The organism is Owenweeksia hongkongensis DSM 17368 (genome assembly GCF_000236705.1).
Classification (GTDB): domain Bacteria; phylum Bacteroidota; class Bacteroidia; order Flavobacteriales; family Schleiferiaceae; genus Owenweeksia; species Owenweeksia hongkongensis.
In genome coordinates, this window is the sequence record NC_016599.1 from 1,907,983 (window position 1) to 1,921,560 (window position 13,578).

The following is a 13,578-nucleotide window of genomic DNA, read 5'->3' on the forward strand; positions in this document are numbered from 1 at the left end:
CATATAACATAGCGGATCGAGGATGGAAAATGCTGGAAATAAACAATTTGCCAATCAAAAACGGCAACCAAAAAATGTAATTGAGCTAGAGAAAGGTAGGATACCGCCTCAAGCTGTAGATTTTGAGGAAGCTGTGTTGGGTGCTTTATTGATTGATAATTCCGCTATCAATCAAGTGATTGACATTCTAAGCCCCGAAAGCTTTTACAAAGAAGAACACCAACTTATTTTTAAAACGGTAAAAGAGCTCTTTGGTGATAGCCAGCCAGTAGATATTCTTACCGTAGCCAACCTTATGCGCAAAAATGGAGACTTGAGCTCCGTTGGTGGCGAATATTACCTGATAGAACTTAGTCAAAAAGTATCCTCATCAGCTCACTCTGAATTTCATGCACGCATTATTGTTCAAAAGCACATACAGCGTGAAATGATACGTGTGGCCAGCACTATTATCACCAGTGCATTTGATGAAAGTACTGATGTGTTTGACCTTTTGGATCAAGCAGAACAAGATTTATTTGAAGTAGCACACGGTAACATTGTAAAGAACTACTCCTCAGCTCATGATCTGATAAAAGAAGCTATTTCTAAAATTGAAGAAATCTCTAAACAAGAAGGCTTGAGTGGAATTCCTTCTGGATTCTCCAAAGTAGACCGCGTTACTTCAGGTTGGCAGCCTTCCGATTTGGTTATCCTTGCAGCTCGTCCGGGTATGGGTAAAACGGCTTTTGTACTTTCTATGGCTCGAAATATTGCGGTAGATCACAAACGTGCAGTGGCGGTTTTCTCCTTGGAGATGTCGTCCGTTCAGCTAATCACTCGTTTGATTTCTAGTGAAACTGGCCTTACTTCTGAGAAATTAAGAAAAGGAAACCTGGATGACCATGAGTGGCAGCAACTTCTCACAAAAGTGAAAAACCTGGAACGCGCTCCTTTATTTATTGATGATACTCCTGCAATTAGTGTATTTGACCTTAGGGCAAAATGTAGAAGGTTGGTTGCTCAGCATGATGTGAAGATGATTATCATTGACTACCTACAACTAATGACTGCCGGAGGAAAGGCAGGTGGTAACCGTGAACAAGAAATTAGTACCATTTCACGTTCCTTAAAGAGTATTGCGAAAGAACTTAATGTTCCCGTAATTGCACTATCACAGCTAAGCCGTGCTGTGGAAACGCGTGGTGGCGATAAACGTCCGATGCTTTCTGACCTTCGTGAATCTGGAGCTATTGAGCAGGATGCGGATATTGTATCCTTTATCTATCGCCCCGAATATTATGATATAACCGAGTGGGCTGATGGCTCACCTTCAGAAGGACAGGCCGAATTTATTATAGCAAAACACCGTAATGGTGGCTTAGACAACGTTCGCTTACGCTTCCAAGGTGCCATGGCCAAATTCTCTGACCTTGAAGAAAATGAAGGTTTAGAGAGCATGGTACTGGAATCCAAAATGAACACCGGCAGCTTCCTTGATGAAGATGATGACCCTTATGATGAACAACCGTTTTAAAACACTTTTTCTCACATTTTTACTGCTACTTAGCATTGGCGGAAAGTCGGCCTACCTACTAATCCCAATGGATGAAGAAGGGCAAACTAATCACCTGAAAGCTTACGGAATTGCTTACTGGGTATTGCAGCAAGAAGTGGAAATGGAGTGGTTGTTAAACTATCGAGGTGGTAGTTTTTTGATTCCTTATAATGATGCTTTTAAAATAGAGTGTCAAATACGAAATGTTTCTTTTGAAAAAATAAGTGATGCCTCTGCGGCTCAAATTCGTCAGGAACTGAGTAGTCCAGCGGTGAATATGAATGTGGTGAAATTGGAGAAAGTTCCAAAAATTGCTGTGTATTCACCAAAGTCTAAACTCCCCTGGGATGATGCTGTAACACTGGTTCTCACTTATGCCGAAATCCCTTATGACTTGGTTTATGACGAAGAAGTATTAAATGACCTTCTTCCCATGTATGACTGGCTGCATCTGCATCACGAAGATTTTACCGGCCAATATGGAAAGTTTTATGCCGCCTTTAGAAATGCACCCTGGTACATTCAGCAAAAAAATGAGGCTGAGAGTGAAGCTAAGAGAATGGGATTTAACAAGGTAAGTGAGCAGAAGTTGGCTGTGGCCCAAAAAATTAAAGAGTACACCATTGGTGGCGGATTTTTATTTGCAATGTGCTCTGCTACGGATAGCTATGATATTTCACTTTCTGCAGCCGGAGTGGATATTTGCGAGCCTATGTTTGATGGAGATGCTTCTGATCCGAATTATCAAAACAAACTCGACTACACACAGACTTTGGCTTTTAAAAATTATAAGCTTAGCCAAAACCCCATGGAATACGAGTTTTCTAACATTGATGTTACTCAAACACGTAAAGTAAAACCTGAGAAAGATTATTTCACTCTTTTTGAATTCTCGGCAAAATGGGATGTGATTCCAACTATGCTCTGTCAAAATCATACTCAAATTGTGAAAGGCTTTATGGGACAAACTACAGCCTTCAACAAGTCTTTGATAAAATCTGATGTATTAATAATGGGAGAGCTAAAATCGGCAGGTGAAGCTCGTTACATTCACGGTGAAATGGGAAAAGGTACTTGGACGTTTTATGGCGGTCATGATCCTGAAGATTATCAGCATCGTGTGGGTGATCCAAAGACGGAATTAGAACTATATCCAAATTCTCCTGGGTACCGCCTCATCCTGAACAACATTCTTTTTCCTGCTGCCAAAAAGGAAAAGCAGAAGACCTAATCTAATCTGAATGAACTCGTATTTAATAGTTAGGAGGAATGAAGAACTCTCCCGTGTTTTCAATATGTTTAATAATGCTGTCTGAAATATCAAACTGACTTTTTAATACTTTGACTCTATCCTCAGCATAAATATCCTGAAAATAAATTCTTCTGGGATTAACTTTGAGGGCTTCACCTACAGCATTATCGTTTCCCATAAAAGGTTTCATTAAGTCCTTATCTATAAATCGATTAAAATTGGGGAAAGAATATCCAATCACAATCAAATCTGAAGTGTTAGCCATTATTTCCTTTGCCCTGTCAAAATACTCTCGGCTTAGCCCCCTCTTTTCCCAAGCAAAATTAATCATGTAATCCGCTTCGATGTCTTCAAAAAAATTCATGGCTTTTATTTTCTCCAATACTTCTTTTAAACTCATATTTGAAAACACATCTATCAGGTTTTCGATAATTTCTTCTTCCCTTTTGTTACGCAGACCTAAACCCGCTACTCCATTTAAGTGAATGACTTTTGCTGTTTCTACATCATTCTTAGTTATACTTCTATAGCTACCACCACGTGGGAGTGACTTTAACTCCTCAGAGGTTGTTCTAAGATTCTGTTCAAAGCCAAAGTGATTAAACGCCAACTCCAACTGCATATCATAATTCCATGATATAAAATGCAAATTATCAGGTAAAGTGGGCACCGTATTGCTCCCCAAATAGTATGCTAATAGCCTAAAGTATCGATTGTCAATAGGAGCCTGATGTTCTCTGGCTCTAAATTCGAGTAGTTCAGGGATAGGTAATTGTTCAAGTAAAAAATATAATAGAACTGTACGCTTCAATCTTTTGAGGTTTTCGCTATTACTTCCTTCCTGATGGAAGAATACTTTTGCTGCTGTATCAATAGAATAATAGATATCATGCTTTTCTGCTAACCAAAGTAGATCCTGGTAAATTCTTTTCATACCTAGATCATCCTTTTCTGCAACGTCATTGAAACATCCCACCAATGCCCTTAATCCATCCTTGAATTGATTCACAACTGGAAGTGCCGATGCACTCGCTCCTGCTCCTAATAGATAGGTTATATTTTTTGGCGAATTAGTATCCATCATAACAGTAAAAACAATTTGTGATAAATTAAACCTCCGCTCCTTAGCTAAAGACCGGTTAATATTTCATCCAAAAGACTTTAAAAGTTGTTTAACAGTCTATTAGTTAAAGAACCTCCAGGTGATTCCGATTCTAAACTTTCTATCTGGAAACGGAAAGTGCGGAGCAGCATAATATGCACCACCACTACTTGGTTGATTTATATGCTCATACTTGAAAAATATTCGAGCGGTCCTCAACTGGAAAGTTGCAAATAAATCAACTATTGGAAAGTTGCCAATTAGCTCTTCACGGGCATTGTAAAAACGTCCTGTGGCTGGATTATAACTTTGGGAATAGTATTCTGTAAAGTAATTAAGCTCCGCTCCCGCCAAACATTTCAAGGCTTTATTAAACAAGAAAAACTCAAAGTACAATGCATTTCGTGTCTTCCATTCGGGCAAAGGCATCGCTTCGCTATTTCCCCCTACTTTTTGAAACGCCACACGGTTATCTAAATGCACAAAATTCCAAAATTCAAAATTTTGATTTAACTCAGCCTTTAGCGCTGTGATTGCTTCGTCTGACTGAACGGGATTTACATCGGCATCATAATATGTATAGTTGCTATACACAGCATTAGTAATCTCCAGGCTATTATTACGCCCCCAGCCCAAGCCATACCACAAGCGGTTTACTCCTTGTTTCTTTAGCCTGTTTTGCCATATATAGTTATTGCTAAAGTAAAATTGCTCAAAGTAATCGGGATATCTCAAGCTATATTGATAACCTCCAAATGCCCTAAGCCATTCCACAGGTTTCAAGTTTGCTTGCGCTTTTATATCCAAGCTCTGCTGAAGGTTTCCTGTGAAAATGTAATCTACATCTCCCCTCACAGAAACAATCTCCGACACTTTACCCGCAATGTTACCTGTTATACCCCATCCATTATTTACAAGCCTATAATTGTAGCCTTCGTATTCAGTAATTATATTTTTAATCCCTCCCTTTACATTTAGTCGTGTTTTGTTACCGACCTGCCCTTTTAGATAAACTGCGTTCTCGTAACTTTTGTAGTGCGAACTGTCAATATATTCACCAAGGGTAACATTGAAATAATTATCATAGTAGCCAACAGAGCCTTCCTCTGGAGCATGCCCCACATACTTATTGTAACTGGCATTGTACCTAAAGGTATGACCGATGGCAATAACTGCCTTTTCTTTAGGATCCACTTCTGTAATAGAATCCACAGCAGCGGGTAGTGCTGTATCTTGCTTGGAGTTTATCAGTCCCAAGATCTTATTCAAATCCAAATTCTGATCAACAAAAAGCTCTCTGTTCCTCAACTCGCGAGTATCTTGATCCAAGTTAACATCCAGTATTACACGTTGATCCTGATTTAACTCAAACAAGGAGTCACTTACGACCCCTCCATTTTCTTCGGTATTAAACTTTTCATTCAAGTAGTAGAAATGAGCATTATAACCGCTCTCTTTGCCTATATAATTGGTATTAAATAGAAATGTAGACTGAATATTCCTATTGTGATCATAATACCCCAGATCATTAAGCCTTTTATAGTTTATCACAAAGTTCCAATCATCCGTAATGTTCTGTGTGTGGCTAATGTTGAAGCTCTGGCCTCTATCATAGCCCATCCAGTAATTGGCCTCTGTTATCGGAGATTTAGTTTGGTAAAATGGTATATTATCTAAAGATTTAAAATAAGGAGTATATGCACCAAGGCCATTATAATTCCAAATATCTTTCTGTCTTGGTAAAGTCAACGCATTCATAGGATTGCCCATACTTCCAAGCACATTGTAAGAGAAATTGTCTTTGCTCCTATGATTAAATTGATGGTACCAGTGAAGAGAATTAAAACTGGTATCTATGAAGTAATAATAGTCTGATTCAAAAAAGGAATACTGATGGCTGAATTTTGGTTTTGTAGACTTAACAGCACCATCTCCTAACTGCCCAAAAGAAGTCGCTGAAAACAGGGAAATAATGATTAAAAAAAAACAAGCGAGAGCTTTGATATTCATCATGGGCATTAAGCAAACTTCGAACCAAAAATAACTAAAAAAGCCTCGCGATCAATGAAGAAAGCGAGGCTTTAAAAAGTGGCAACGACATACTCTCCCGGATATTACTCCAGTACCATCTGCGCTGGTGGGCTTAACTGCTCTGTTCGGAATGGGAAGAGGTGATCCCCACCGCTATAGTCACCATAAATCTTTAAGTAGATTTATTGGGTTCCTGTATTGTGGATCCAACTACTAATATTTTAAAATAACATATCGAGAAAATGAATACATAAAACCTGTCATTAGAAAGCTAACGGGTAATTAGTACTACTCGGCTATGACATTACTGCCTTTACACCTATAGCCTATCAACGTCATCATCTATAACGACCCTTAAAAGAAATCTCATCTTGAGGCGAGTTTCGCACTTATATGCTTTCAGTGCTTATCTCTTCCAGACATAGCTACCCTGCGATGCAGCTGGCGCCACAACAGGTGCACTAGAGGTCTGTCCAACTCGGTCCTCTCGTACTAAAGTCAGCCCCCCTCAAATTTCTAACGCCCGCAGTAGATAGAGACCGAACTGTCTCGCGACGTTCTGAACCCAGCTCGCGTGCCACTTTAATGGGCGAACAGCCCAACCCTTGGGACCTTCTCCAGCCCCAGGATGTGACGAGCCGACATCGAGGTGCCAAACCCCCCCGTCGATGTGAGCTCTTGGGGGAGATCAGCCTGTTATCCCCGGCGTACCTTTTATCCTTTGAGCGATGGCCCTTCCATGCGGAACCACCGGATCACTATGCTCTACTTTCGTACCTGCTCGACTTGTAGGTCTCACAGTCAAGCGCCCTTGTGCCATTACACTCTACGCACGGTTACCAAGCGTGCTGAGGGCACCTTTAGAAGCCTCCGTTACTCTTTTGGAGGCGACCACCCCAGTCAAACTACCCACCAAGCAATGTCCCCCTTGCGGGGTTAGGCTCCAAATAAACAAAGGGTGGTATTTCAAGGTTGACTCCACAACACCTAGCGATGCCGCTTCAAAGTCTCCCACCTATCCTACACATTGTTTATCCGAAGTCAATACTAAGCTGTAGTGAAGGTGCACGGGGTCTTTTCGTCCCACTGCGGGTAAACGGCATCTTCACCGTTACTACAATTTCACCGAGCTCATGGCCGAGACAGTGCCCAGATCGTTACACCATTCGTGCAGGTCGGAACTTACCCGACAAGGAATTTCGCTACCTTAGGACCGTTATAGTTACGGCCGCCGTTTACTGGGGCTTCAATTCAATGCTTCGCAAAGCTAACATCTCCTCTTAACCTTCCAGCACCGGGCAGGTGTCAGACCCTATACATCATCTTTCGATTTAGCAGAGTCCTATGTTTTTGATAAACAGTCGCCTGGGCCTTTTCACTGCGGCCACACCGAAGTGTGGCGCCTCTTCTCCCGAAGTTACGAGGCCATTTTGCCTAGTTCCTTAGCCATGAATCACTCGAGCACCTTAGGATTCTCTCCTTGACTACCTGTGTCGGTTTACGGTACGGGTTGTATTTACCTGAAGCTTAGAGGTTTTTCTTGGAAGTCTGATTAGGTCCATATCTCGTCATCCGAAGATTCTGAGTACTATCACCTTCGACAAGCTTTGCGGATTTGCCTACAAAGCTTATATCTACAGGTTTTAACGCACTATTCCGTCAGTGCGCAGGACTTTCACTACTCCGTCACCCCATCGCAGTAAATACAAGTATTGGAATATTAACCAATTGTCCATCCACTACCCCATTCGGGTTCGCGTTAGGTCCCGACTAACCCTGAACCGATTAGCGTTGTTCAGGAAACCTTAGTCTATCGGTGAGCGGGTTTCTCGCCCGCTTTATCGTTACTTATGCCTACATTTTCTTTTCTAAGCGCTCCAGCATACCTCACAGTACACCTTCTACGCCCTTAGAATGCTCCCCTACCACTCTTTCGAGTCCATTGCTTCGGCAGTATGCTTAATGCCCGATTATTATCCACGCCCGATCGCTCGACTAGTGAGCTGTTACGCACTCTTTAAATGAATGGCTGCTTCCAAGCCAACATCCTAGCTGTCAAAGCAATCGGACCACGTTTGATCAACTTAGCATACATTTGGGGGCCTTAGCAGATGGTCTGGGTTGTTTCCCTCTCGGACATGGACCTTAGCACCCATGCCCTCACTGCTGATCATATCTACTAGCATTCGGAGTTTGACAGGATTTGGTAGGCGGTGAAGCCCCCGCATCCAACCAGTCGCTCTACCTCTAGTAGACTCAATATCAACGCTGCACCTAAATGCATTTCGGGGAGTACGAGCTATTTCCCAGTTTGATTAGCCTTTCACCCCTACCCACAGCTCATCCCAAGACTTTTCAACGTCAACGGGTTCGGTCCTCCACTCTGTGTTACCAGAGCTTCAACCTGGCCATGGGTAGATCACCGGGTTTCGCGTCTACCCCCACTAACTATGTCGCCCTATTCAGACTTGCTTTCGCTTCGGCTGCGGATTTTCAATCCTTAACCTCGCTAGTGAGGAGTAACTCGTAGGCTCATTATGCAAAAGGCACGCTGTCACAGAATAAATCTGCTCCAACCGCTTGTAAGCGTACGGTTTCAGGTACTATTTCACTCCCTTATTCAGGGTACTTTTCACCTTTCCCTCACGGTACTAGTTCGCTATCGGTCTTTTAGGAGTATTTAGCCTTACCGGATGGTTCCGGCAGATTCACACAGGATTTCACATGTCCCGCGCTACTCAGGATACCACTAGGAATTATTCGAACTTACGTATACGGGTCTATCACCCTCTATGGAGACACTTTCCAGTATCTTCTACTTCGTTGAACATTCCACAGCGTGGTCCTACAACCCCAATCATGCCGAAACATGATTGGTTTGGGCTGTTCCCGTTTCGTTCGCCACTACTCAGGGAATCACTATTGTTTTCTCTTCCTCCGGGTACTTAGATGTTTCAGTTCCCCGGGTTTGCCCCCTTGCGGGTAACATACCTTCAGTATGCTGGGTTGCCCCATTCGGAAATCTACGGATCAAAGATTATGTGCATCTCCCCGTAGCTTATCGCAGCTTGTCACGTCCTTCATCGCCTCTAAAAGCCAAGGCATCCACCGTACGCCCTTAATTACTTTCTTAATGATTTACAAATTTTATGTATTCACTCTCAATATGTCAAAGAACTTTTGGAAAAAGTATTAAGTACTGAGTGGTTAGTATTTGACGGTAAGTCTTAGTACTTTCTACTGCATACTTTGTACTCTATTTTCCCTATGTGGAGAATATCGGAGTCGAACCGATGACCTCCTGCGTGCAAGGCAGGCGCTCTAGCCAGCTGAGCTAATCCCCCTTTTCTAAATTGTAGTCCCGCGCAGACTTGAACTGCGGACCTCTACATTATCAGTGTAGCGCTCTAACCAGCTGAGCTACGGGACTTTATTTCCTGAAGAAATGATCCCCGTTTCAAAACTGATGTAAGACTTCAGAAAAGGAAAAAAAAGAAAAGAAAAAAGAAGGGAAATATAACCTCAAAAGAAGTTCTATTCTCTAAAAGGAGGTGTTCCAGCCGCACCTTCCGGTACGGCTACCTTGTTACGACTTAGCCCCAGTCACTAGTTTTACCCTAGGCAGCTCCTTTCGGTGACCGACTTCAGGCACCCCCAGCTTCCATGGCTTGACGGGCGGTGTGTACAAGGCCCGGGAACGTATTCACCGCGCCATGGCTGATGCGCGATTACTAGCGATTCCAGCTTCACGCAGTCGAGTTGCAGACTGCGATCCGAACTGAGATAGTGTTTAGAGATTAGCATCACATCGCTGTGTAGCTGCCCTTTGTCACTACCATTGTAGCACGTGTGTGGCCCTGGACGTAAGGGCCGTGATGATTTGACGTCATCCCCACCTTCCTCACCGCTTGCGCGGGCAGTTTTCCTAGAGTCCCCGACATTACTCGCTGGCAACTAAGAATAGGGGTTGCGCTCGTTATGGGACTTAACCCGACACCTCACGGCACGAGCTGACGACAACCATGCAGCACCTTGTAAATTGTCCGAAGAAAAACTGATTTCTCAGCCTGTCAATCTACATTTAAGCCCAGGTAAGGTTCCTCGCGTATCATCGAATTAAACCACATGCTCCACCGCTTGTGCGGGCCCCCGTCAATTCCTTTGAGTTTCACTCTTGCGAGCGTACTCCCCAGGTGGATCACTTAATGCTTTCGCTTGGCCGCTGACTGTATATCGCCAACAGCGAGTGATCATCGTTTACGGCGTGGACTACCAGGGTATCTAATCCTGTTTGCTACCCACGCTTTCGTCCCTTAGCGTCAGTGATAGCTTAGTGAGCTGCCTTCGCAATAGGTGTTCTATGTCATATCTATGCATTTCACCGCTACATGACATATTCCGCCCACTTCAACTATACTCAAGAATACCAGTATCAATGGCAGTGCTACAGTTAAGCTGCAGGCTTTCACCACTGACTTAATATCCCGCCTACGGACCCTTTAAACCCAATAAATCCGGATAACGCTTGGACCCTCCGTATTACCGCGGCTGCTGGCACGGAGTTAGCCGGTCCTTATTCTTATGGTACCTTCAGCCTCGGACACGTCCGAGGGTTTATTCCCATATAAAAGCAGTTTACAACCCATAGGGCCGTCATCCTGCACGCGGCATGGCTGGTTCAGACTTTCGTCCATTGACCAATATTCCTCACTGCTGCCTCCCGTAGGAGTCTGGTCCGTGTCTCAGTACCAGTGTGGGGGATCACCCTCTCAGGCCCCCTACCTATCGTTGCCTTGGTAGTCCGTTACACTACCAACTAGCTAATAGGACGCATGCTCATCCCTATCCACCGAAGCTTTAATTATAAGAACATGTGATCTCATAATATTATGGAGTATTAATCCAAATTTCTCTGGGCTATCCTCCTGATAGGGGTAGATTGCATACGCGTTACGCACCCGTGCGCCACTCGTCAGCATCCCGAAGGACCTGTTACCGTTCGACTTGCATGTGTTAAGCCTGCCGCTAGCGTTCATCCTGAGCCAGGATCAAACTCTCCATTGTAAGTTTGTTTGATTCTGAACTCTTTTGACGAGGTTACATTTCTTACCTTCTTTTTCTTCTCAATATTGTAAAGAACTCTCTTTTGTATCTTCCGATTTTTTCGGGCTGCAAATGTAAGAACATTTTCTACTCTCACAACCTTTTTGAAAACATTTTTTAAAAAGCCTTTCAGCTCTCTAAATTTCGGACGGCAAATATAAAACGACTTTCTAAACTATAAAGCTTTTTCTTTCATTTTATTTTTAATCTCTTTGCTTCCATTCAGCGCTCTGAATGGGGCGGCAAAAGTAATGCGCTTTTTTAATTACACAAGCTTTTTTTGAAGATTTTTTTTCGTCCGTCAGGTGAGCTTTTTCTTTCCTGAAATTAACCTGAGCTAATCCCTCTCCTTCCTACTCTCTACCTGATGTCTTCGCAATCTGTCGATGAACTTCCCGTTGTGACTATGTCTCTAACGGGGCGGCAAATGTACTCCAGTTTTTGACTCCTGCAAGTACACCCACCCCTTTTTCTTCCTCCTCTTTACTTATTCTCTGGTTTTGAGGGAGTTTAATTTTGGGTTAAGGATTGGTTCTGCTTACTACCACTGTTTTTCCTCGCACAAATTCTGCTTCATTTAGCGCAAAGCGGCACACATAAGCTGCCATTTGCTCAGGGGAAAGCGGTGCTTTATACCCAGGAAATGCCTGTTCCAGCATTTCAGTTTGAACTGAACCAAGAGCCAGGCTATTAAAAGTTAAGTCGGTTTCAGCAAATTCCGCCTGCCAACATTCAGATAAACATGATGCGGCAGCTTTACTACTACTATATATAGATAGGCCTGGAAACTTTAAAGTACCATTTACACCTCCCACGCTTCCTATATTTATAATATGTGCATCGCTGGAGAAGTTTGGCAACAGCTTTTGAACTAAAAAATAAGGCGCGAACACATTCGTTTGGTAAACTTCCTGCATTTCTGCCTGGGTTATTTCCGAAAATGGCTTATTGACGAGTGCCCCAGCATTATTAATAAGTACATCTACTTGGGTAAAAACACTTGTGATTTGCTCAATATTATAATCCGAAGACAGATCTAATGCTAAAGTTTTGATATTACCCTTTGCTTCATTTTCGGATTTTAAAGCTTCCAAGTGATCCTTTGATCTGGCTACAGCCAAAACCTGATGACCTTCCTTTGCAAACTGCAGTGCCGTGTAGTAACCAATCCCTCTACTTGCTCCTGTTACTATTATATTTTTCATGTCAAATCAATCTATTAAAAACGAAGAAGCCCTTATAAAAAGGGCTTCAACAAAACTATTATATATTAAGGAGTCATTTTACAAAATGAGCCCCATTGGGTTTTCAAGTAATCCTTTGAACGTTTGCAAGAATCCTGCGCCAGTTGCTCCATCCACCACACGGTGATCGCAACTTAGGGTAACCTTCATTACATTACCAGGTACAACGGCTCCATTTTTTACCACCGGCACCTGCTTAATTCCTCCAACAGCCAAAATACAGCTGTCTGGCGGATTAACGATTGCGGTAAATTCTTCTATACCAAACATACCTAGGTTGGAAATGGTAAAGGTGTTTCCTTCCCATTCTGCAGGTTGAAGCTTCTTGTTTTTGGCTTTTTCTGCCAAAGCTTTCACTTCTCCGTTGATTGTTGCCAATCCTTTTTGATCAGCATGGCGAATCACAGGAACTAAAAGTCCATCTTCCACTGCAACTGCAACTCCAATATGAACATGATGATTCTCGCGAATCTTATCACCCATCCAACTTGAATTTACAGCCGGATGCTTTTTCAAAGAAGCAGCAACCGCTTTTACTACCAAATCATTGAAGCTAATTTTAGTTTCAGAAATAAGGTTGATCGACTTACGCGCCTCCATTGCAGCATCCATATCAATATCCAAAGTAAGATAGAAATGTGGTGCTGTGAATTTAGATTCAGCCAAACGCTTAGCAATTACTTTTCGCATTTGCGAAACAGGAACATCCTCATAACTTTCTTTACCAAGCTCGGTTTGTGCTGCCGGAGCTGCTGATTCCTTATAATTATCTATGTCTTGCTTTACAATTCGACCGCCTTCACCAGTTCCTTTCACTGATCTTAGATCAATTCCTTTGTCTTCGGCCATTTTCTTAGCAAGTGGTGAAGCCTTGATGCGATCATCGTTTGAAGAATCGGAGGTAGACTCTTTTGATTTAGACTCAGATGAAGATTCTTCCTTTTTCTCTGATTTATCTTCCTTCTTGTCCTCGTCCTTACCTTCTTTCTTCTCCTCTGTACTTTCTTCCTTCACGTCTTTTTCAGATTCAGAAGAACTCTTGCCTTCAAGAATATCGCTAATATCTTCTCCTTTCTCACCCAAAATGGCAAGAATGGAATCTACTGGAGCGGTACTTCCTTCTTCGATACCTATATGTAAAAGGACACCTTCCTGAAATGATTCAAAGTCCATAGTGGCTTTGTCAGTTTCGATTTCAGCTAATAAGTCGCCTTCGCTTACTTTATCTCCTACTTTTTTATGCCATTTAGCTACGGTACCTTCTTCCATGGTATCGCTAAGACGGGGCATAGTGACTACTTCAGCCATT

The 13,578-nt window shown here is 42.7% G+C and carries 6 protein-coding genes, 2 tRNA genes and 3 rRNA genes; 2 read left to right on the forward strand and 9 right to left on the reverse strand.

What is annotated here, in order from left to right; genetic code table 11:
- The first annotated feature begins 22 nt into the window (after positions 1–22).
- A complete protein-coding gene (gene dnaB, locus OWEHO_RS08645; RefSeq protein WP_014202097.1) occupies positions 23–1,516 on the forward strand; it encodes a replicative DNA helicase in 1,494 nt (497 codons plus the stop codon).
- Positions 1,497–2,768 (forward strand): asparagine synthetase B, encoded by a 1,272-nt coding sequence (locus tag OWEHO_RS08650; protein ID WP_407635931.1) that lies wholly within the window; start codon positions 1,497–1,499, stop codon positions 2,766–2,768. Before dnaB ends, OWEHO_RS08650 begins: the two co-directional genes overlap by 20 nt.
- A gap of 22 nt (positions 2,769–2,790) precedes the next feature.
- Here OWEHO_RS08650 and OWEHO_RS08655 read toward each other — a convergent pair whose 3' ends face one another.
- The 9 genes from OWEHO_RS08655 to OWEHO_RS08695 form a co-directional block, all read right to left on the reverse strand.
- Positions 2,791–3,873 carry a hypothetical protein gene (locus OWEHO_RS08655; RefSeq protein WP_014202099.1) on the reverse strand — a complete coding sequence of 361 codons (1,083 nt, stop codon included), beginning with the start codon at positions 3,871–3,873 and terminating at the stop codon, positions 2,791–2,793.
- Positions 3,874–3,972: 99 nt separating this feature from the next.
- Positions 3,973–5,904 (reverse strand): putative porin, encoded by a 1,932-nt coding sequence (locus OWEHO_RS08660; RefSeq protein WP_169312771.1) that lies wholly within the window; start codon positions 5,902–5,904, stop codon positions 3,973–3,975.
- A gap of 73 nt (positions 5,905–5,977) precedes the next feature.
- Positions 5,978–6,089 (reverse strand): 5S ribosomal RNA (gene rrf / locus OWEHO_RS08665).
- Between the two features lie 95 nt (positions 6,090–6,184).
- Positions 6,185–9,054: ribosomal RNA gene (locus OWEHO_RS08670) — 23S ribosomal RNA — on the reverse strand.
- Positions 9,055–9,192: 138 nt separating this feature from the next.
- A tRNA-Ala gene (locus OWEHO_RS08675) sits at positions 9,193–9,266 on the reverse strand.
- 12 nt (positions 9,267–9,278) lie between these two features.
- Positions 9,279–9,352 (reverse strand) — tRNA-Ile (locus tag OWEHO_RS08680).
- A gap of 114 nt (positions 9,353–9,466) precedes the next feature.
- A 16S ribosomal RNA gene (locus tag OWEHO_RS08685) occupies positions 9,467–10,986 on the reverse strand.
- The 16S, 23S and 5S rRNA genes sit together here with 2 tRNA genes alongside, the layout of an rRNA operon.
- A 560-nt stretch (positions 10,987–11,546) precedes the next feature.
- A complete protein-coding gene (locus OWEHO_RS08690; RefSeq protein WP_014202101.1) occupies positions 11,547–12,230 on the reverse strand; it encodes an SDR family NAD(P)-dependent oxidoreductase in 684 nt (227 codons plus the stop codon).
- Between the two features lie 78 nt (positions 12,231–12,308).
- On the reverse strand, positions 12,309–13,577 hold the full coding sequence (locus tag OWEHO_RS08695; RefSeq protein ID WP_014202102.1) for a pyruvate dehydrogenase complex dihydrolipoamide acetyltransferase: 1,269 nt from the start codon (positions 13,575–13,577) through the stop codon (positions 12,309–12,311).
- Position 13,578: the final 1 nt, after the last annotated feature.